16 protein-coding genes are annotated in these 18552 nt (G+C 73.0%); 6 read left to right on the forward strand and 10 right to left on the reverse strand.

The window, feature by feature from the left end; genetic code table 11:
• Positions 1–69: 69 nt before the first annotated feature.
• Positions 70–2475, reverse strand: coding sequence for a transglycosylase domain-containing protein (locus tag ABZS58_RS17015; protein ID WP_354782317.1), 2406 nt, complete (start codon positions 2473–2475; stop codon positions 70–72).
• A 573-nt stretch (positions 2476–3048) separates the two neighbouring features.
• Between ABZS58_RS17015 and ABZS58_RS17020 the strand changes: the two genes are divergently transcribed.
• Together ABZS58_RS17020 and murD are read left to right on the forward strand one after the other, a co-directional pair.
• Complete coding sequence (locus ABZS58_RS17020; protein ID WP_354782319.1) at positions 3049–4377, forward strand: hypothetical protein; 1329 nt, start codon at positions 3049–3051, stop codon at positions 4375–4377.
• Positions 4364–5713 (forward strand): UDP-N-acetylmuramoyl-L-alanine--D-glutamate ligase, encoded by a 1350-nt coding sequence (murD, locus tag ABZS58_RS17025; RefSeq protein WP_354782321.1) that lies wholly within the window; start codon positions 4364–4366, stop codon positions 5711–5713. The genes ABZS58_RS17020 and murD overlap by 14 nt, the downstream gene beginning before the upstream one ends.
• Before the next feature lie 25 nt (positions 5714–5738).
• On the opposite strand, the gene ABZS58_RS17030 is transcribed toward murD, so the two are convergent.
• The 7 genes from ABZS58_RS17030 to ABZS58_RS17060 form a co-directional block, all read right to left on the reverse strand.
• Complete coding sequence (locus tag ABZS58_RS17030) at positions 5739–6644, reverse strand: septum formation family protein (RefSeq protein WP_354782323.1); 906 nt, start codon at positions 6642–6644, stop codon at positions 5739–5741.
• A 725-nt stretch (positions 6645–7369) separates the two neighbouring features.
• Positions 7370–8206: an SWIM zinc finger family protein gene (locus tag ABZS58_RS17035; RefSeq protein ID WP_354782325.1), complete on the reverse strand. Its 837-nt coding sequence runs from the start codon at positions 8204–8206 to the stop codon at positions 7370–7372.
• Positions 8203–8490, reverse strand: a complete 288-nt coding sequence (locus tag ABZS58_RS17040; RefSeq protein WP_354782327.1) for a YciI family protein — start codon at positions 8488–8490, stop codon at positions 8203–8205. The genes ABZS58_RS17035 and ABZS58_RS17040 overlap by 4 nt, the downstream gene beginning before the upstream one ends.
• A gap of 28 nt (positions 8491–8518) precedes the next feature.
• Positions 8519–11548, reverse strand: a complete 3030-nt coding sequence (locus ABZS58_RS17045) for a DEAD/DEAH box helicase (RefSeq protein WP_354782329.1) — start codon at positions 11546–11548, stop codon at positions 8519–8521.
• Between the two features lie 157 nt (positions 11549–11705).
• The gene (locus tag ABZS58_RS17050; RefSeq protein WP_354782331.1) at positions 11706–12230 is read right to left on the reverse strand and encodes a pyridoxamine 5'-phosphate oxidase; all 525 of its coding nucleotides are present in this window, start codon (positions 12228–12230) and stop codon (positions 11706–11708) included.
• A gap of 97 nt (positions 12231–12327) precedes the next feature.
• Positions 12328–12930, reverse strand: a complete 603-nt coding sequence (locus tag ABZS58_RS17055; RefSeq protein ID WP_354782333.1) for a hypothetical protein — start codon at positions 12928–12930, stop codon at positions 12328–12330.
• Positions 12931–13026: 96 nt separating this feature from the next.
• Positions 13027–13422 (reverse strand): DUF2267 domain-containing protein, encoded by a 396-nt coding sequence (locus tag ABZS58_RS17060; RefSeq protein WP_354782335.1) that lies wholly within the window; start codon positions 13420–13422, stop codon positions 13027–13029.
• A 155-nt stretch (positions 13423–13577) separates the two neighbouring features.
• Here ABZS58_RS17060 and ABZS58_RS17065 point away from each other — a divergent pair, with 155 nt between their 5' ends.
• The 4 genes from ABZS58_RS17065 to ABZS58_RS17080 all read left to right on the forward strand — a co-directional run bounded on the left by ABZS58_RS17065 (position 13578) and on the right by ABZS58_RS17080 (position 16145).
• Positions 13578–14189 carry an Hsp20/alpha crystallin family protein gene (locus ABZS58_RS17065; protein WP_354782337.1) on the forward strand — a complete coding sequence of 204 codons (612 nt, stop codon included), beginning with the start codon at positions 13578–13580 and terminating at the stop codon, positions 14187–14189.
• 98 nt (positions 14190–14287) lie between these two features.
• Entirely contained in the window at positions 14288–15199 is a 912-nt protein-coding gene (locus ABZS58_RS17070; RefSeq protein ID WP_354782339.1) for a J domain-containing protein, read from the forward strand.
• Positions 15200–15291: 92 nt separating this feature from the next.
• Positions 15292–15576, forward strand: a complete 285-nt coding sequence (locus ABZS58_RS17075; RefSeq protein ID WP_354782341.1) for a chaperone modulator CbpM — start codon at positions 15292–15294, stop codon at positions 15574–15576.
• Entirely contained in the window at positions 15576–16145 is a 570-nt protein-coding gene (locus tag ABZS58_RS17080; RefSeq protein ID WP_354782343.1) for a DUF308 domain-containing protein, read from the forward strand. The genes ABZS58_RS17075 and ABZS58_RS17080 overlap by 1 nt, the downstream gene beginning before the upstream one ends.
• 274 nt (positions 16146–16419) lie before the next feature.
• Here ABZS58_RS17080 and hpxZ read toward each other — a convergent pair whose 3' ends face one another.
• Both hpxZ and ABZS58_RS17090 read right to left on the reverse strand, forming a co-directional pair.
• Positions 16420–16797, reverse strand: coding sequence for an oxalurate catabolism protein HpxZ (hpxZ, locus tag ABZS58_RS17085; protein ID WP_354782345.1), 378 nt, complete (start codon positions 16795–16797; stop codon positions 16420–16422).
• 88 nt (positions 16798–16885) lie between these two features.
• Complete coding sequence (locus ABZS58_RS17090) at positions 16886–18550, reverse strand: regulator (RefSeq protein ID WP_354782347.1); 1665 nt, start codon at positions 18548–18550, stop codon at positions 16886–16888.
• Positions 18551–18552: the final 2 nt, after the last annotated feature.

An 18552-nucleotide genomic window follows, 5' to 3' on the forward strand; every position in this document is an offset into this window, starting at 1 on the left:
GCGCCCGCGCCGGACGCGCGACGGCCGCGCACCCCTGAGGAGTGCGCGGCCGCCGGTGCGCCGGAGGGATCAGTTGCGCTTGCTCGAGCTCGTGCTGGGGCTGGGCTTCGGACTGGTGCTCGGCTGGCTCGGGTTCGGGTTGGGGTTCGGGGTCGGGTTCGCCGGGTCGACGGGCGTGCCCGCGCTCGGCGAGATGCCGGTGCCGACGTCCTTGTCGCCGACGCCCTTCGAGGGCAGGAACGACACCTTCGGCATCTTCACCTTGGTCAGCGCCCCGTCGAGGAAGTCCCGCCAGATCGGCCCGGGCAGCTTGCCGCCGATGATCTTCGCGCCGCCCTTGAACTCGATGGGCACCTCCTTGCCCTTGTTGCCGACCCAGACGGCGGCGGCGAGGCCAGGGGCGTTCTTCGCCTTGTCGTAAGGGACGTAGCCGGCCATCCAGGCGTGCGCGTTGTCCGTGGTGTTGCCCAGCTGCCAGGTGCCGGTCTTGCCGGCCAGCGCGTAGCCGTGCGCGGCCTTCAGGCTGTAGTGCTTCGGCACGCCCTGCAGGACGGTGGTGAGGTCGTCGGCCATCTGCTCGCTGAAGCCGGGGATGCGGGTCGGCTTCAGCACCTCGGCGAAGGTGCGCGTGTCGTCCTTCCAGATCTCCTTCAGGAAGTGGGTCTTCGCCGCCATGCCACGGGCGGCGAAGGTGGCCATGCCGCCCGCGTGGTCCAGCACGGTGATCGGGTACTGGCCGAAGCCGACCTCGTTGTCGAAGTGCTGCCGGACGTCCTTGCCGGACAGCTTGATCAGGTCCTGCCGCTGCGACACGTCCTTGCCGTCGACCTTGACCGTGGCCCACATGCTGGCGATCCCGGCGGCGCGCGCCGTGTCGATCACCTTGTCGGCGCCGAGCTGCAGGGTGATCGCGTAGAACGGGACGTTGAGCGAGTCGACGGTGACCTCCTCCAGGGTGCACCACGTGCCCGACTTCGACTTGCAGTCCGGGATGGTGCCCTCGGTCGCGTTCTTCACCTGGTTCTTCAGCGCCGCCGTGCGGCCCGGGAAGTCCTGCGGCACGCCGTTCCAGTAGGAGTCGATGCTGTACCCGGCCATCAGCGCGGTGGCGAGGGTGTAGACCTTGAACGTCGAGCCCGGCGGATGGCCGCCGCAGCAGTTCGGCTCGCCGTCGCTCAGCACCGGATCCCGGTAGAAGCCGGCGTAGTCGTTGCCGGATCCCTTGTCGCCGCCGTAATACGCCTTGACCGCGCCGGTGCCCGGCTCGACCGCGACCAGGGCGGCCTGCAGGTTGTCCTTCTGGTTGTACATGTTGGAGTCTTTGCTCTGCGTGCTCGCCTCCTGCACCGCGACCTGCTGGATGCGGGAGTCGATCGTGCTGATGATCCTCAGGCCGCCGTTGCGGATCTTGTCGAAGTTCTTCTTGCCCTGCGGGTCGACGTCCTCGTAGAGCAGCGCGCCGGTCTTCGGGTCGGTCAGCGCCGCGACCTCCTCCAGCACGTGGTGCACGGCGAGGCCCTCGGGCTTGTCCAGGGAGGTGTTGGCGACGGTGTTGTTGGCCCGGTTCTGCGCCTGGGTGATCACCGTCTCCGGCAGTCCGAGCTTCGCCGCGTCGGTCTCGGACATGAACTTCAGGGCAACCATCTGCTTCTTGATGTAGTCGAAGCGGCCCTGTGACTCCTCCTTGTTGACCGTCGGGTCGAAGGGGCTGCCCTTCTCGTTGTTGCCGTTCGGGTTCTTGATGATCCCGGCGATGACCATGCCCTCGGTCATCGTCAGTTCCTTGACCGGCTTGTTGAAGTAGGCGTACGACGCCGCCTGGATGCCGTCCGCCCCGCGGCCGAAGAAGACGATGTTGAGGTACATCGTCATGATCTGCTCTTTGCTGTACTGCTGGTTCAGCTTGAGCGCGATGATCGCCTCGCGGACCTTCCGGCCGTAGGTGACGCCTTCGAGGGTCGCCCACTTGCGGGCGTACTGCTGGCTGATCGTCGACGCGCCCTGCAGCTCGCCGCCGGTGACGTTGTTCCACGCGGCACGCGCGACGCCCATGTAGTCGACGCCGTCGTTGGTGTAGAACGAGTTGTCCTCCGCCGCGACGACGGCGTGCTGCACGTGCTCCGGGATGTCCTCGAACTTCACCAGCGTGCGGTTCTTGCTGCCGATCCGGGCCATCAGCGGGCCGTCGGCGTAGTAGATCGACGTCGACTGGTCCAGGGCGATGTCGTCGGGCAGTTCCACGGCGTCGAAGTAGTACGTGCCGGCGACCAGCCCGATGCCGGTGAGCATGATGAACGCGGCGAGCGACGCGATGATGATGTTGCGCCGGCGGCGCTTCTTCGCGCGGGATCCGGCGGCGGGCCGGCCCTCGGGGACGTCGGCCGCGGCGGCGGGCGCAACCACGCGCGCCGAGCCCTGCACGGGGGCCGAGGCCCGCACCGCACCCTGCGCCGGCACCTGCGCCGAGCCCCGCATCGGACCCTTCGAGAGGTCCGGCGCCGGGCCCGGGCCCGGGATCGAGGCCCGCCCGGTCACCGGCTCGCCGGGGGAGGGCACGCCGGCCCGGCCGACACCCGCCCGTCCTACGGAAGCGCGGCCGGTGGGCGGCCCGTCACCGTCGAAAGGACCGCTCGGCCCTCCTGGCCCGCCGGGCGGACCCGGCACACTCGCCCTGCCCGATGCCGGGTTGACCGGCTCGCCGTAGTGCATCTGTCCCACGCTGCATAGCCCCCAGAGTCTGTGCGTCCGGCAGCGGACGGCGGGGTTGCCGTCACTCGCCCCGCCACCGTGGAGCTCACGGGGGCGGGATCACCCAGCTGCCGCGGGACTCACGCAGCGTCAACGCCGACGCCGCCGAACCCGCGACCTGCCCCTGGGCACGCATGGCCAGAGCGTACGTGTTCGCGCCATCGAGAGCGATCCCGGTCACGTTCGGTGATCGTCGATGTGACGGAGGGCAGGCGGGAACCCGACCGCGGACAGCGACCGGCGAGGTCGGGGCGGCGGCTAGGATTGCCCGGTCCGCGTCGCGAAGCTAGGAGATCCCGCGTGAATGTCGAAGCGCTGCGCTTCCCCGGTCGGGAGTTCGACCCGTCGACCGGCGTCGCCCGCTTCCACTACGCGCTCGGTGACCTCGTGCTCACCGAGACCGTGGACTTCGGGCCGCCGTCGGTCGTGCCGCCGGCCCTGGACCGGGTCTTGGATCGGGTCCTGGACCTGCTGTACGTGGCGGCGTCGACGTCCTACTACAAGATCGCCGCGCCAGAGCGGGTCGAGCTCGGGTTCCCGCTCGCCGAGAAGGCGCTGCCGTGGGTGTTCGCGCTGTACCGCGAGGGCCTCGGCGAGTTCGCGTACCAGAACAAGCTCGCCTACGTGCTGGACCTGGACATCGTCCCCGGCCCCTACGCCGAGCCGCCGGCCGAGCTCCACGAGCCGGTCGGCCCGCCCCTGGCCGCGGTCGGCGGCGGCAAGGACTCGATCGTCACGATGGAGGCGCTGCAGCGCGCCGGCCTCGACCCGGTCCTGTTCGCGGTCAACCCCAACCCGATCATCAAGAGCGTCATGGCGGTGTCGCCGCAGCCGGTCCGCACCGTGCGCCGCGCCCTCGACCCGCGCATGCGCGAGCTGAACGCCGCCGGCGCGTACAACGGCCACATCCCGGTCACGGCGATCAACTCGCTGATCGCGGTCGCCGCCTCGCTCATGCACGGACTCGGGCCGGTCGTCATGTCCAACGAGGCCTCCGCTTCCGTGCCCAACCTGGAGTGGCTCGGCCGCGACATCAACCACCAGTGGTCGAAGGGCCTGCCCGCCGAGGCGCACCTCCGCGACGCGCTGCTCGCCCACGCCGGCCTGCAGGAGGCGTACTTCTCGCTGCTGCGCGGCCTGTCGGAGCTGCACATCGCCGCGCTGTTCGCGAAGTTCACCGCCTACGACGGCGTCGTGACCAGCTGCAACGCGGCCTTCAAGCAGCGCGACGCGACCGAGCGGTGGTGCGGGCACTGCCCGAAGTGCCGGTTCGTGTTCCTCGCCATGGCACCGTTCACCGGCCGGGAGCGCCTGCTCGGCATCTTCGGCACCGACATCTTCGCCGACGCCACGCAGCTGCCGGGGTACCGCGAGCTGATGGGCCTCACCGCGCACAAGCCGTTCGAGTGCGTGGGCGAGATCGAGGAGTCCCGTGTCGCGCTGCGCCTCCTCGCGGAGCAGGACGAGTGGAAGGACACCCTCATCGTCTCCGCGCTCACGGCCGAGCTGACCGCGGGGGCGGCGCTGCCGCCGGACGCCGAGGTCGAGGCCACGTTCCGCGGCGACGGACCCAACCTGGTCCCGCCGGTCTACCTCGCCGCCCTGGAGGGTCTCGGTGCAGCTCGCTGACCTGCGCGACCGGCGCGTCGCCGTCTGGGGCACCGGCCGGGAGGGCGTCGCCGCCGTCCGCGCGATCGCGCCCGCCGGGCCCGCGTCGCTGGTCGCCGTCGACGACCGGCAGAACTTCCTCACCAAGGACTGGTCGCCGGAGCTCGCCGCGCTCGCGCCGCTGCACGCAGGACCCGCCGGGTTCGACGCGCTGCGCGCCGCCGACGTCATCGTCCGCTCGCCCGGCGTCGCGCAGACCCACCCGTGGATGGTGCTGCTGCGCGAGGCCGGGGTCAGGGTCACCGGCGGCACCGCCCTGTGGATGGCCGCGCACCGCGCCGAGACCGTCGGCGTCACCGGCAGCAAGGGCAAGAGCACCACGAGCAGCCTCGTCAGCCATCTGCTCACCGCCGCCGGCCGGCCCAACGAGCTCGGCGGCAACATCGGCATCCCGGTGCTGGACCTGCCGGCCGCGCCCGCCTATGTGCTGGAGCTGTCGGCGTACCAGTGTGCCGACCTCGACGACTCGCCCCGCGTCACGGCGGTCACGTCGCTGTTCCCGGAGCACCTGGACTGGACCGGCGGCGAGGACGAGTACTACCGGGTGAAGCTCAACCTCGTCGCCAACGGCCCCGAGGCCGTGGTCGTGCACGCCGGGTCCACGTCCGTGCTGGAGGAGCTCGGCCGCCGCTTCACCGGCCTGCCGCTGCACGTCGTCGGCGGCGAGGACTCCTTCCACGTCCGCGACGGCGTGTTCCGCCTCGGCGGCACGCGGCTGTTCCCCCGCACGGCGCTGCGCCTGCTCGGCACCCACAACGAGGCCAACCTCTGCATCGCCCTCGGCGTCCTGCGGGCCCACGGCGTCGACGTGGTGGCGTCGGCACCGGACCTGGAGGCGGCGCTCGGGGCGTTCGCCGGGCTGCCGCACCGCCTCGAACGCATCGAGGACCCGTCCGGGCTCACGTTCGTCGACGACTCGCTGTCCACGATCCCGCAGGCGGCGATCCACGCGATCGAGGCGTTCCGCGACCGGCCGCTGACGGTTCTGCTCGGCGGCGAGGACCGAGGCGTCGACTATTCGCCGCTGCGCTCGTACTTCGCCGCCGCCACCGCGCCGACGACCGTGATCGGCATGCCGGACAGCGGGGCGCGCCTCGTCGGCCTCCTCGAAGGGTTGCCGCTGCTCACCACGTACGTCAGCGACAGCCTCGTCGAAGCGGTCGCCCTCGCCCGCAAGGTGACCCCCGCGGGTGGCGTCGTGCTGATGTCGCCGGCGGCGCCCAGCTACGGCCGCTTCGACAACTACGCCCACCGCTCGAAGGTGTTCCGCCAGGCGATCACCGGCTCCGCCGGATAGCAGGGGTCCGGGCAGCGCCGGCACCTCATGGCAGCTTCTTCGTGCCGAGGTCGCGGATCGAGGCCCGCAGCGGCGTCTTCGTCGACACGTTCAGGAAGCAGTGGGCCGTGCGGTCGCCGAGCGCCCACTGGTTCGCGGTGAGGCCGGTCCAGAACGTGTAGATGTCGCCCCGCTGGTACAGCGCGGTCTGCGAGATCCCGAGGAACTGGGCGATCTTCAGGTAGCAGGCGTCCCCGGCGAGCTCCTTGAGCCGCTGCTGCGACGGGTAGTCGCCGGCGGGGGCCGTCCACGCCCCGACGAACTCCGTGTCGTGCGGAGCGCCGCAGTCGACCGGCTTGACACCGTCGACGGTGCCGTAGAAGCCCTTGCCGGAAATGTCGCCGCCGGACAGCTGGACGCAGGTGAGCGCGAGCGGCTTGTCCCGGGCCTCGCCGCTCATGCCGCCCTTGACGCTGCCGGTGCGGTCCAGGGGCGCGAACAGGTCGTCGGCGGCCTCGGCGATCCCGCACAGGTAATGCCGCCCGCCGGCCTGCCAGACGGCCGCCGCCGGCATGCGGAAGACGGGGAACAGCCGGCCGGTGCGCCAGTCGCCGCCGAGGTATGCGGTGGCGGCCTTGTCGCACTCGACGTACGCGGCGCGGCTGGCGTCGCTGTCCCAGGCGGGCGGCGCGGCGGCGTCGGGGACGGGGCCGCCGCCGACGACCTCGACGGCGTGCGGCTCGGCGCAGTCGCCTGCCTGCAGCGGCGCCGCCGACGGCTCGAACGCGCCGGCCGCGCCCTTCAGGCAGGCGCCGACGGCGGGCGGGGAGTACGAGGCGGCGGGCAGCGCCGACCAGCCGTTGACGAGGTCGCCGTCGGTGCCGGCGGGAGCACCGCAGCCGGCGAGGGCCGCCGCGAGGCACAGCGCCGCGACCGTGGCACGCCGCCGCACGGTCAGCCGCCGACGATCTCGGAGGTCTTGTCGGCGCCGGGCTCCTCCCGCAGGAAGTAGACGGCGCCGGCGGCACCGGCCAGGCACAGCAGGAGCAGCGTCACGACGATGACGATGAGCGGGACGACCAGCTTGTCCCGCGGGGGCGCGCCGTGCGGTTGCCCGCTCCCGTACGGCTGCGGCCCGCCCAGCGGTTGTTGGGCCCCGAACGGCTGCGGTGGCGCGCCGGGTGGTTGGGTCCCGTACGGGGGCTGCGGTGCGCCGGGCGGTTGGGCTCCGTACGGCTGCGGTGCGCCGGGTGGTTGGGTTCCGAACGGGGGCTGCGGTGCGCCGGGTGGTTGTTGGGCTCCGTACGGCTGCGGTGCGCCGGGTGGTTGTTGGGTCCCGTACGGCTGCGGTGCGCCGGCCGGTGGGGCGCTTGCGGGTGGGGCGCTTGCGGGTGGGGCGCTTGCGGGTGGCGGGGCTCCGAACGGTTGCGGTGCACCGAACGGTTGGGGGGCTCCGAATGGCTGCGGTGCGGCAAATGGCTGCGGTGCGGCAAATGGCTGCGGTGCGGGCGGCTGCTGTGGTGCGGCGGGCTGCGGCGGCGGGCCCGGGAGCGGCGGTGTGCCGGGCGGTAGCGGGTCGGCGTCCGGTCCGGCGGACTGCCCAGGCTGGAGCGGATCCGGCTGCTGCGGCGGGTACGGACCGGTCATGTCCGCGACCCTACCCGAACGTGAACGGACCTACCGGTACCAGCCGCGCAATGCGGTGAGCAGGTCCCGGCCGCCCAGCGACGCCGGCGGGGTGGGCAGCTGGCGCAGCAGGAGGTCCCGTCCGGTCACCGCGGCGGGTTCCGGATCGGCGAGCGGCACCGGCGGATACCAGAACCGCTCCAGCTCGACCTCCGGCTCGTCCATGTCGGCGAGGACCCGCGCGGCGCCCGTCAGGACCGGCGCGGCGGGCGCGGCATCGGTGCCCGCGTGGACGACGCCGGTGCGCAGGGCGCGCAGGCCGGCGAGGAGCGTGTCGCGGCTCCGGCCCCGCCACAGCAGGATCTGGAACGGGTCGGCGTCGAAGCGCTCGGCGAGGAGGTAGAAGGCGGCCGCGAGGTGCTTGCACGGCACCGCGGCGTCGGGGCACGAGCAGCGCATCGTGAGGTCGTGGACGCGGTTGGGGAAGAGCGGTGCGTCGGCGGCGGCGAACACGTCCTCGACGTGCGGCGGCATCTCGCCGGCGAGGAGCTTCGCGGCGCCGAGGGCCTCCGCGGCGAGGGCGGCCTCGACCCGCCGCCACACGTCGTCGTCGAAGACGCGCAGGGCGATGCTCACCTGGTACGGCGTGGGCCGCGACCCCTGCACGACCGCGGCCACGGTGCCGGGCTCGACGGTCAGGGTGAGGACCTGCCCGGCGCGGGCGTAGTTGCGGCCGCGGGTGAGGCGGGTGCCGAGCGCGAACGACTCGAGGACGCCGAGGAAACGCTTGCTCCACCAGCTCTCGCCGATGTCGCCGCGGGTGCTGCGGGCCCGGATCCCGCCCTCGACCTTGACCGTCCGGGATCCCCAGTAGTCCGGGGTCGTCATGCCTGGAGGGCCTCCAGGCCGGGCCTGACCACGCGGGGGACGAACTCGACGACCTCGTAGGCGGCGAGGTTCTTCTGCATGAACGGGTCGAGCGACAGCCGCGCCTCCAGCTCCAGCCGGGGCAGCCCGGCGGCGAGGATGACGCCGCCCTTGCGCGGGACCTGCGCGCCGGAGGCGAGGAAGACGCCGTCCTCATACTGCGCGTCGAGCCACTCGCGGTGCGCGGGCATCGCCTCGTCGATCTGCTCGACGTCGACCAGATAGCTGAGCGTGATCACGAACATCGGTGCAGTCTAGTCCGTCGGAAGGGCGCTACTCGACGACCGCGCCCGCCTCCAGGGCGAGGAGGGAGCGCAGCTCGCTGGTGGACAGTTCGGTCAGCCACTGCTCGCCGGTGCCGACGATCTTCGCGGCGAGGCCGCGCTTCTCGTTGATCATCGCGGCGATCTTCTCCTCGACGGTGCCGGCGGTGACGAACTTGCGGACCTGCACGGCGCGGCGCTGCCCGATCCGGAACGCGCGGTCGGTGGCCTGGTCCTCGACCGCCGGGTTCCACCACCGGTCGACGTGCACGACGTGGTTGGCGGCGGTCAGGGTGAGGCCGGTCCCGCCGGCCTTGAGCGACAGCACGAACACCGGCGGCGAGGACGGCGCGGCGGCCTGGAAGCGGGCGACGAGCGCGTCCCGGGCGGGTTTGTCGAGGCCGCCGTGCAGGTAGGCGACCTCGCGGCCGAGCCGGGCGGACAGGTGGGCGCGGAGCATGCCGCCGAACTCCGCGTACTGGGTGAAGACGAGGGCCCGTTCCCCGGCGGCGAGGACCTCGTCGAGGATCTCCTCCAGGCGCAGGAGCTTGCCGCTGCGCCCGGCGAGGCGGCTGCCGTCGCGCATGGCGTGCGCCGGGTGGTTGCAGATCTGCTTGAGACGGGTCATGGTCGCGAGGACGAGCCCGCGCCGGGCGACGCCCTCACTGCGCTCGATCTTGCCGAGCATCTCGTCGACGACGGCCTGATACAGCGACGCCTGCTCGCGGGTGAGGTTGCACAGCACCTCCATCTCCAGCTTCTCCGGCAGGTCGGAGATGATGCTGCGGTCGGTCTTGAGCCGGCGCAGCACGAAGGGCTGGGTGATGCGGCGCAGCCGGGCGGCGGCCTCGGCGTCGCCGCGGCGTTCGACGGGCTCGGCGAAGCGTTCGCGGAACTTCGTGGCGCTGCCGAGCAGGCCCGGGTTGGCGAAGTCCATGATGGACCACAGGTCGGCGAGCCGGTTCTCCACCGGCGTGCCGGTGACCGCGATGCGGTGCCGGGCCGGGAGCCCGCGGACGGCGGTCGCCTGTTTGGTGGCGGCGTTCTTGACGGCTTGCGCCTCGTCGAGGACGAGCCGGTGCCATGACAGGGATTTCAGCGCGGTCGCGTCGCGGGCGGCGATCGAGTAGGTGGTGATGACGACGTCGGAGGCGGCGACGGCGGCGCGGAAGTCGGCGCCGCGGGCCCGTTCGGCGCCGTGGTGCACGTGGACCCGCAGGCCCGGCGCGAACTTCGCCGCTTCCCGCTGCCAGTTGCCGACCAGCGACATCGGGCACACGAGCAGCGTCGGGCCGGGCGCGTCGCGAGCCAGCAGCGCCAGCAGTTGCACGGTCTTGCCGAGGCCCATGTCGTCGGCGAGGATGCCGCCGAGCCCGGCCGATTCGAGGAAGCTCAGCCAGCTCAGGCCGCGCAGCTGGTACGGGCGGAGACTGCCGTTGAAGGCGGGGGGTGGCTCCGCGGCCGGGACGCGCAGTTCGGTGTCTCCGGACAGCAGGTCGCCGAGCCATCCGTCGGCGGTGACCTCGACGACCGGCAGGCCGCCGGGGCCTTCGGTGTCGCCGCCGGCGAGGTGCAGCAGGTCGGCGACGGTCATCTCGGCGTCCCCTGAACCAGCAGGTGCCTGCCTGCGCATGATTTCCAGGCCGGCGGCGACGCGGCGAGGGTCGAGCTCGACCCACTGCCCACGCAGCTGCACGAGGGGTGCCTTGAGGCCGGCGAGCCGGCGCAGTTCCTCCTCGGTGAGCGCGTCGCCGCCGATGGCGAGCTCCCACCGGTAGTCGATGACGGATCCGAGCCCGACGGCGCTGGCGGTGGCGACGGTGCCGGGCTGGGTGGCGGGGCTGCGGGCGGTGAGCCTGGCGCCGAGCCGGGCCTGGGGTCTGCGCCACCAGCCGGGCAGCAGCATCCCGAATCCGGCACCGGCCAGCAGCGGCGCGTGCTCGCTGAGCAGCTGATGGGCGCCGGCGGTGTCGAGGGTGAGGCCGTCGGGCATGGCGGTGCGCAGCGAGTCCTCGAGCGCCGGGTACAGGCGGCTGGCCCGCCCGAGCTCGGCGAGCAGGGTCTCCTGCGGTGCCGGGACCTGCCACTGGGACAGTTCGAGGGGGCCGGGTGCCTGCCAGACGGTGCCGGCGTCGACGACGAGGCTGGGTTCGTCGGCGGCCTGCAGCGCGTATTCGAGGCGCCACACGGGTTCGTCGTCGCCCGCGAGGGCTTCTTCGATGGTGCCCGGCTCGGGTGGCTCGACGAGCCGGAAGCAGGCGCGGACCGCGCCGCCGACGGCGTCGGCCTGCCAGGCCCGCAGGTCTTGCCGGAGGGCGTCGAGCTCGGCCGGCGGTCCTGCAACGGTGCGGCCGGTGCCGGTGAGCGCGGTCAGCCAGGCCCCGGCGACGCCGGTGACCCGGTGGGTCGCGGCGGGCAGCACGGCCCGCGCGGCGGCGTCGACCAGGGTGTCGAGGAGCTCGGTGAGCAGTGCGGCCCGTGTACCGGAGGCGCCGAGCACCGACTGCGGCAGCGACAGCGCGAGGGATCTCGTGTAGGCGGCGTCCTTGCCGGTCAGCACGGGGACCCAGCGGGCCTCCTCGTCGACGAGACCGGGCAGCATTCTTCCTCGGCGGACGAGGGAGGCGGCGAAGGACGCGACGGTTGCCATGGCCCGCACCGAGTCGCCGAAGACGAAGTCCTCGGTGCCGTCGTCGGCGGCGATGGCGACGGCGGTGGAGCGCAGCAGCGCGTAGGCGTCGTCGGGGCCGTATTCGACGGTGTCGACGGCCCAGTCGCCGAGCTGGAGGGGGGCGTCGGAGGATTCCAGCCGGCCGAGGGCCGCGGGTGACGCCTCCGGGAGGTTGCCGCGGGTGGGGAGGGTGAGTGTTCTGGTCGCCGGCACGCCGGTGTCGGCGTCGAGGCGGAGGCCGCGGACGGCGAACGGGTGCGGGGCGACCTTGGGGCGGCGGCCGCCGCGGCGCTGGGCGGGCGGCAGGTCGGGGTCCTCGGCCCAGAGACACAGGTGTCCGTCGAGCCAGGTGGCGTGGACGACGATCACCCGGGCGAGCCTAGTCCAGGTCGGGCGACACGAGTGGCTGAACCTCTGTTCAGCGATGGGTGTCGTTATCACGATCCGGTGATCCGAGTGCCGCACGTGACGGGCACGAGCCGACTCTGGCGGACACGACGGTCGCCGGCTCGTGCCGGCTGACGACCTACCGCACGAAGTACGGTCTCGTCTCGTGGCGCTGATCCCTGCGGTGGCGGCCGACCTCGAACCGGTGGGGTCCGGCCGCCGCCCAGGTGATCTGCTCACCCTCCCGGCTGAGCACGCACGTGCCGACCAGCAGCTCGACCAGGACGTTCTGCCCGAAGCCGGGTGGTGGGCCGGCCATGGACCGCTCGGCCAGGAACGCGGCGGCGACACTGCGGCGCAGCGCCTCGTCCCGGGGGAACCTGGCCCGGCCGGTCAGGTAGCAGGCGTCCTCACCGTCGTGCAAGGGAAACGTGTGCAGCGCGAACCGGTCGTCCCTGAGCAGGTCCTCGAGCTTCGGGGACACCATCAGCAGCGCGAAGAGGCCGTCCTCGACGAGCAGCGGGCTGACCGGGTGCACCCGCGGCCCGCCGTCGGCGCGCACCGTGCCCAGGTAGGCGAGGCCGACGCTGCTGCGGTAGAGCAGCACGCGACCGGCCGCGGCGAGGTCGGGCGCCGAGCGCCGGAAGCGCCCCCACGAGAGCATGGCTGCCACACTGGCGTACCGCCGCCGCACGGGTCAACTCGGCGGGCGTGTCATTGCGTCATCCCGCCGTTCACGCACCTCGCCGGTCGCGCATCCGTCATTCGCGCAGGAGGCGGCGGGCGGTTCTGGCGATCAGGGGGAAGGCGCGGGTCTCCAGTTCGGCGCCGCCGTCGCGGACCAGGGTGGCGCCGAGCTCGGTGACGCGGCAGCGGGCGACCGCGTGCCGGAACGCCGTGACCGGGTAGCCGCCGCGGGGCTCCGCCAGGAGGCCGGTGGTCCGCTCGCGGGTCTCGGCGACGCCGTCGACCGGCTGGGTCCACTCGAACCTGCCGAGGACCCACACGGTGCCGACCTCGATCTCGTCGATCTCGACGCGTTCGCCGCCGAAGCGCAGCTTCACGGTGCGGCGGCGCTGCTCGATCACCGGCAGCGGCGGCACACCCTTCGCGACCAGGTCGCGCACCGCCTGGCCGGACATGACCCAGCGCTGCTCGTCGGCGGGGCGCTGCACGGGGGCGACGTCGCTGGTCCCGGCCGTCGCGGCGTGCCGGCGGGTGGCGCACGGCTCGCACAGCGCGGCGTACCCGTCGCCGGTCGCGGGGTTGCGGCCCTGGTGCGACATGCAGAACGCGGTCCCGCAGTCCCGGCACCGGCCGATCGCGAGCACGCCACAGTCGTCGATCCCGCATACGGCCGCCATCCGAGCGACGATACCGCCACCGGTCGATGCTTGCCGAAGACCCCGTTCGCGGATGAGCTGGTGGACAGGTGGACGGTGAACGGGGTCTTCGCTGGGTCAGACGGGCAGCAGGGAACGGTCGGACTCGGTCAGGGCCAGGACGTCGCTGGTCAGTGGGGCGTAGACGCGGCGCAGCAGGGCCGGGTCGCCGGCGCTGGCGATGGCCGCGAAGACCGCGCGGGCCAGGCGCTCGGCGAGGGCCGCCGGCACCGCGGCGCGGGCGGCGACGTCGGCGAGGAAGTCGACGTGCACCTCCTGGTCGTACAGGTGCTGATAGGACCACAGCGGCTCGGCGAGCGTCGGTGGCAGCTCCGCCGCGAGGTGGTGCACCCAGCCGTCGGGCAGGCGGGTGGCCAGGGCGTGGAGCACACCCCGGACCGCGCGCCGGGTCTCCTCGGCGGTGGCGAGGCCGGTCTTCTCGCGGATCTCCGCGATGAACACGTCTTCATACATGCGGCGAACGCTGCCCAGCGCACAGGTGAAGCACCATCACCAGCAGGGAGCGAACGGCGGAACTGCCCGCGCTCATCCGCGGTGGGTGGGACGACGTCACCCGGGCGGCGCCCAGCATGGCCGCGTACATCCCCTCACCGTTGGGAGACCTCCTGATGGCATTCCTGGTGACCCGACCCCGAGCGTTCACGTTCCCGGCGGCGGCGCTGCCCCGCATCGGCGGCGTGCCGGTCGACATCGAGGAGACCGCCGACGCCTACAGGGTCGACCTGGACCTCCCCGGCGTCGACGCCGCCGACGTACGGATCGACCTGCGAGACAACGAGATCCGGGTGGCGGGCAGCTACCGTGCCCGCAGCCGCACCGGCACGCTGCACCACCACGCGCGGCAGGAGGGCGAGTTCGAGTTCCTCGTCGCGCTGCCGGGCGACATCGACGAAGACCGGGTCGAGGCGGACCTCGACAGTGGCGTGCTGAGCATCACGGCGCCGAAGGCGCGCGGCGAGCAGAGTCGCCGTATCACGGTCAAGGGCGCTTCCCAGAGCGGGAAACGCAGTCTGGAACAGCAGAGCGCCGGTGCGGGCCCGCAGAGCGCCGGCCGGCTGGAGCAGCAGTCGCGGAACCGGCCCGAGGACCCCGCGGAAACGCCCGCGGCGCAGGCGAAGCAGATGCGTGAGGGCCAGTCCCGGCCCGGACCGGCGAGCCAGCAGGCCGGCGGCACCGGGACCGGCAGCACGGGGCAGGTCGGTCGCAGCGGCATGAGCTGAGACCGCGGCCGTTCGGGCCGCGACGCGAGGCCGGTCCGCGGTGCAAGCTGTGGGCCGGCCACCCGTCGACACGGTCGGCGCACCAGTTGGGGGGACCGATGACGGTTGACACCCGCGACTACTACGCAGACCTCGGCGTGCCGAGGAACGCCCGCCGGGAGGACGTCCGGCGCGCGTACCGGAACCTCGCCCGCCTGCACCACCCGGACGTGAACCGCGAACCCGGCTCGGAGGAACGCTTCAAGGCGATCGCCGAGGCCTACCAGGTGCTGTCCGACCCGCGGCGGCGCCGGGCCTACGACGCGAGCTGCGGTTCGGGCGGGGGCACCGCGGACGACTGGCTCGGCAGCCTCTTCCGCGACGGCCTCGGCGGGTCCGGGCCCGGGCAGCGGCGTCGTCAGCCCCCGTACAACCAGCCGGGCCCACGGGACCGGGCGCCGGGAAAGGCCGGCGCGGACAGCCAGGCCGAGCTCGCCGTCGCCGTCGAGGACGCCTACCACGGCGGCCGGCGCACGATCACGCTGCCGGGACCGGCCGGGCGGCCGCGGCAGTACACAGTGGACATCCCGGCGGGGGTTGCCGACGGCCAACGCGTCCGGCTCGCCGGGCAGGGCGGGCCCGGCAGCGACGGCGGGCCGCCCGGGGACCTCTACCTCGTCGTGCGGCTGTCGCCGCATCCGCGGTACCGGGTCCGCGGGCGGGACATCATGGTCGAGCTGCCGGTCACGCCGTGGGAGGCGGCGCTCGGCGCGCCCGTGCCGGTCCAGACGCCGGGCGGGCCGGTGCGCATGGACGTGCCCCCCGGCTCGTCGTCGGGGCGCCGGCTGCGGCTGCGCGGCAAGGGTCTGCCCAATCCCCGGGGCACCGCCGGCGACCTGTACGTCAAGGTCCACATCGTCCTCCCGCCGGACCTCTCCGAGCGCGAGCGGCGGCTCTACGCGGAACTCGCCGCGGCGTCCACGACCGACCCCCGGAACCCGCACGAGCAACCCGGAGCGGAGCGGAGGTGACGGCATGAGCTACCCGGAGCGGAGCGGAGGGTTGCTCATCATGGGCTCAGCATTGGCTCAGGCCGGCGCCGGAGCGGAGCGGAGGTGACGGCATGAGCTTTGCACTCGTACGAGCGGCGCGGCTGCCCCTGGAGGATTTCGCCTCCGCGGCCGGGCTGCATCCCGAACTCGTGGCACGGCTGGTCACGCTGGGGCTGGTGGAGGTCACCGCCGGCCCGGGCGGCACACCCGGCTTCGCCGTGCGGGAACTGGCCACCGTGGCCCGCATCCGCCGGCTCCACGACGACCTGACGCTCAACTACGCCGCCGTCGGCGTGGTGCTGGACCTGCTCGACCGGATCGACGAACTCGAAGACCGACTCGCTAGGAGGGCATGATGCTCAGAAGAGAAGCGTGGCTGCTCGGTGTGCGCGGGGTCCTCGCCATCGTGTTCGGCATCCTCGCGGTCATCTGGCCCGGGGTGACGGTGATCGCGCTCGCGCTGCTGTTCGGGATCTTCGCGGTCGCGACCGGCATCGAGCAGATCGTGCACGCGATGCGCCCTTCCGCGGGCGCGACGAACCCGGTCACCGGCTTCGCCGACGGCACCGGACCACGCGTGGCGCGGGTGGTCGCCGGGCTGTTCGGCCTGGCCGCCGGCGTGCTCGCGCTCGTCTGGCCGGGAATCACGGTGGTGGTGCTCGCCGTCCTCGTCGGCGCGTGGGCGATCGTGACCGGCGTCGCCGACCTGTGGCTCGCCACCCGCCAGCACGGCGGCTGGACCTTGGCCCTGGTCGGCGCGATCTCCGTGGTCGCAGGCCTCTTCGTCGTGGTCCGCCCGGCCGCCGGCGCCGTCGCGATCGCGTGGGCGATCGGCCTGTACGCCATCGTCAGCGGCGCCCTGCTTCTGGTCGCCGCCTACCAGCTCACCCACCAGGGCCGGGGCCACCTCTCAGCGGCGCACTGAGCCGCCGACCGAGGTCCGGGTGCCGTGTCCGCGCTCGGACCAAGGGGCCGTGGCCGCACGCCGAAGTCGGGCCCGGGCCAAGGGGCGTGGCCGGACGTCGAGGCCGTGCTCGGACCAAGGGCCGTGGCCGGGCGCCGAAGTCGGGCCCGGGCCAAGGGGCGTGGCCGGACGTCGAGGCCGTGCTCGGACCGAGGGGCGTGGCCGGGCGCCACCGGTCTGCCGGGCAGGAACCGGGGACAGGGCCGGGTGGCGGCGGGCGTCGTGACGCGGGGGCCTACTGCGACTGCGAGACGTGGGCGTGGACGATGCGCCAGCCCTCCGGGAGGCGGACCCAGGTCTGGGACTGCCGCCCGGGACGGTCCTCGCCGCCGGGGTAGTCGAACATCGTGGTGACGGTCGCCAGGTCGGTGCCGAACGTGGTGACCCGGGTGCCGAACAGCCGCCGCCCCGGTGGCAGCTGCGCCTGCGCGGCCCGCCACGCCCGGAGCTCCCCGGCGCCGGTCTGCCGGTCGGCGATGCCGAAGCGCACCACGGCCGGCGAGTCCCAGAAGGCCTCGGCCAGGGCGGCGGTGTCGTTGGCGACGAGCGCCTTCTCGTACGCCACGAAGGCCGCCGTCACCTCGGCGACGATGTCGTCCCGGTCGATCCGCACGGCGGTCCCCTCTGCTGCAAGCGGCTTGCGCGACGTTCCTCGCGCGGTGGTCCCCGGGTAGGAGGGGACCACCGCGCCGTTGGTGAGGCTAGACCGCCGATGCCGGCTCACCGGTGGTGGAGGAGGCCGTAGGACCGGCCGCCGGGACCGCGGTGGCCGGGGGATCGGTGGGGGCGGCAGCGGCGAGGGCCGGCTCGCTCTCGCCGTGCAGGCGGTCCAGTTCGAGCTCGTCGGCGTCCTTGGCCCGCGGCTCCGGGCGGCTCAGGGCGAACAGCCCGCACACCACCGCGACGAACAGGTAGCCGAGCGCGACCTGGCCGTTGGCGTTCCAGGCGACCTTCTCCCCGTGGATCAGTCCCACGAAGGCGAGGACCGCCCCCGACAGCGCGAAGATCCCCGCGTGGACGAAGCGTTTGTCGATGATGAACGCGACGATCGACCCGAAGACGAGCCCGGCGAGGATCGCGCCCTGCCCGAGGGTCAGCAGCCCGCTGTAGATGACGCCGTTGCCGGCCAGGGCCGCGTCGCCGACCTTCGCCGCGGTGGTGCCCGCCGCCGCGAGGGAGTTGTCGATCTGGCTGGTGGCCCACTGCGCGATGTTGGGGATCAGCGCCGCGATCACCGCCGCGGCGTGCGCCCTGGGCGAGAACTGGAACGCCTGCGCGCCGATCAGCAGGCCGATGTACAGCAGGATCGGCACGATCGCCGGCAGCGGGAAGATCGCCCCGAGGAAGCCGAACAGGCCGAGGAAGCACAGGACCGCGATGACGATGCCGGTCGCCATCGAATAGCCGCTGCCGCCGCCGGCCTTCTTCCAGCCGGGGTGCCCGACGTAGACGGCGGGCGGGAACGGCGAGCCGAGCGCCGCGCCGATGATCGCCCCGGCGCCGTCGGCGAGCAGGACGCTGCGCAGGTTGTAGTTGTCGCCGGCGGCCGCGGCGCTCTCCACGTTGGACATGCCCTCGGTGAAGTTGTAGACGCCGAGCGGGATCGCGGTCGCCAGCAGCGGCGCCACGTCGGACAGGCCCGAGGTGAGCAGGTCCAGGTGCAGGCCGGGCAGCGCGAAGCCGATGTCGTCGACGGCGGCGCTGACCGCGTTGCCGTCCATGGCGCCGCCGGCCCAGCCGATCGCGGTGCCGACGAGCAGCGCGGCGAGGCCGATCGGGAAGTTGCCGGGCAGCTTCGTGTCGGTGAGCAGGCCGATCAGGAGCAGCGCGAACACCGGCAGCGCGACCCATGCCAGGTCCCACATGCGGGCGGCGGGCAGCATCGAGATGAACGTGATGCTGATGCCGGCCAGGGTGCCCAGGAGCGCGGCCCGCGGCGCGTACCTGCGGATGTACGGGCCGACGAACGCCCCGATGACGACGATGACGCCGATGATGAACGCCCAGGCCACGCCCGCCTTCCAGGCCATCGTCGGGCTGTTCGTCTTCAGGTACACGGGCAGCATGATGACGAAGATGACGATGAACATGTGGGGGACACTGGGCCCGTAGGGCAGCGCCGTGACGTCGGTGCGGTTCTCCCTGCGGGCGAGGCGCCGGGCCAGGAACGTGTAGTAGACGTTGCCGGCGACGAGCGCGATGCCGAGCGCGGGCAGGATCGCCTGGAAGACGTCGCCCTCGCTGAGCTTCACCACGAACAGGCACAACGAGGTCAGCGTCAGCACGTTGACGAGCACGTTGACGCCGAAGCCGAAGAACGCGTTGGTGTCGCCGCGGACCCACCACGGGACTCGTAAAGTGGACATGC

The sequence above is a fragment of the Dactylosporangium sp. NPDC005555 genome, assembly GCF_040605635.1.
GTDB lineage: Bacteria > Actinomycetota > Actinomycetes > Mycobacteriales > Micromonosporaceae > Dactylosporangium.

What these genes read in the sequence shown, in the direction of transcription:
- ABZS58_RS17015 (WP_354782317.1), bottom strand. Translation starts at nt 2,475, where the DNA reads ATGCGGGGCTCGGCGCAGGTGCCGGCGCAGGGTGCGGTGCGGGCCTCG.
- ABZS58_RS17035 (WP_354782325.1), bottom strand. Translation starts at nt 8,206, where the DNA reads ATGACGACCCCGGACTACTGGGGATCCCGGACGGTCAAGGTCGAGGGC.
- ABZS58_RS17040 (WP_354782327.1), bottom strand. Translation starts at nt 8,490, where the DNA reads ATGTTCGTGATCACGCTCAGCTATCTGGTCGACGTCGAGCAGATCGAC.
- ABZS58_RS17050 (WP_354782331.1), bottom strand. Translation starts at nt 12,230, where the DNA reads ATGCTCTCGTGGGGGCGCTTCCGGCGCTCGGCGCCCGACCTCGCCGCG.
- ABZS58_RS17055 (WP_354782333.1), bottom strand. Translation starts at nt 12,930, where the DNA reads ATGGCGGCCGTATGCGGGATCGACGACTGTGGCGTGCTCGCGATCGGC.
- ABZS58_RS17060 (WP_354782335.1), bottom strand. Translation starts at nt 13,422, where the DNA reads ATGTATGAAGACGTGTTCATCGCGGAGATCCGCGAGAAGACCGGCCTC.
- ABZS58_RS17065 (WP_354782337.1), top strand. Translation starts at nt 13,578, where the DNA reads ATGGCATTCCTGGTGACCCGACCCCGAGCGTTCACGTTCCCGGCGGCG.
- ABZS58_RS17070 (WP_354782339.1), top strand. Translation starts at nt 14,288, where the DNA reads ATGACGGTTGACACCCGCGACTACTACGCAGACCTCGGCGTGCCGAGG.
- ABZS58_RS17075 (WP_354782341.1), top strand. Translation starts at nt 15,292, where the DNA reads ATGAGCTTTGCACTCGTACGAGCGGCGCGGCTGCCCCTGGAGGATTTC.
- ABZS58_RS17080 (WP_354782343.1), top strand. Translation starts at nt 15,576, where the DNA reads ATGCTCAGAAGAGAAGCGTGGCTGCTCGGTGTGCGCGGGGTCCTCGCC.
- ABZS58_RS17090 (WP_354782347.1), bottom strand. Translation starts at nt 18,550, where the DNA reads ATGTCCACTTTACGAGTCCCGTGGTGGGTCCGCGGCGACACCAACGCG.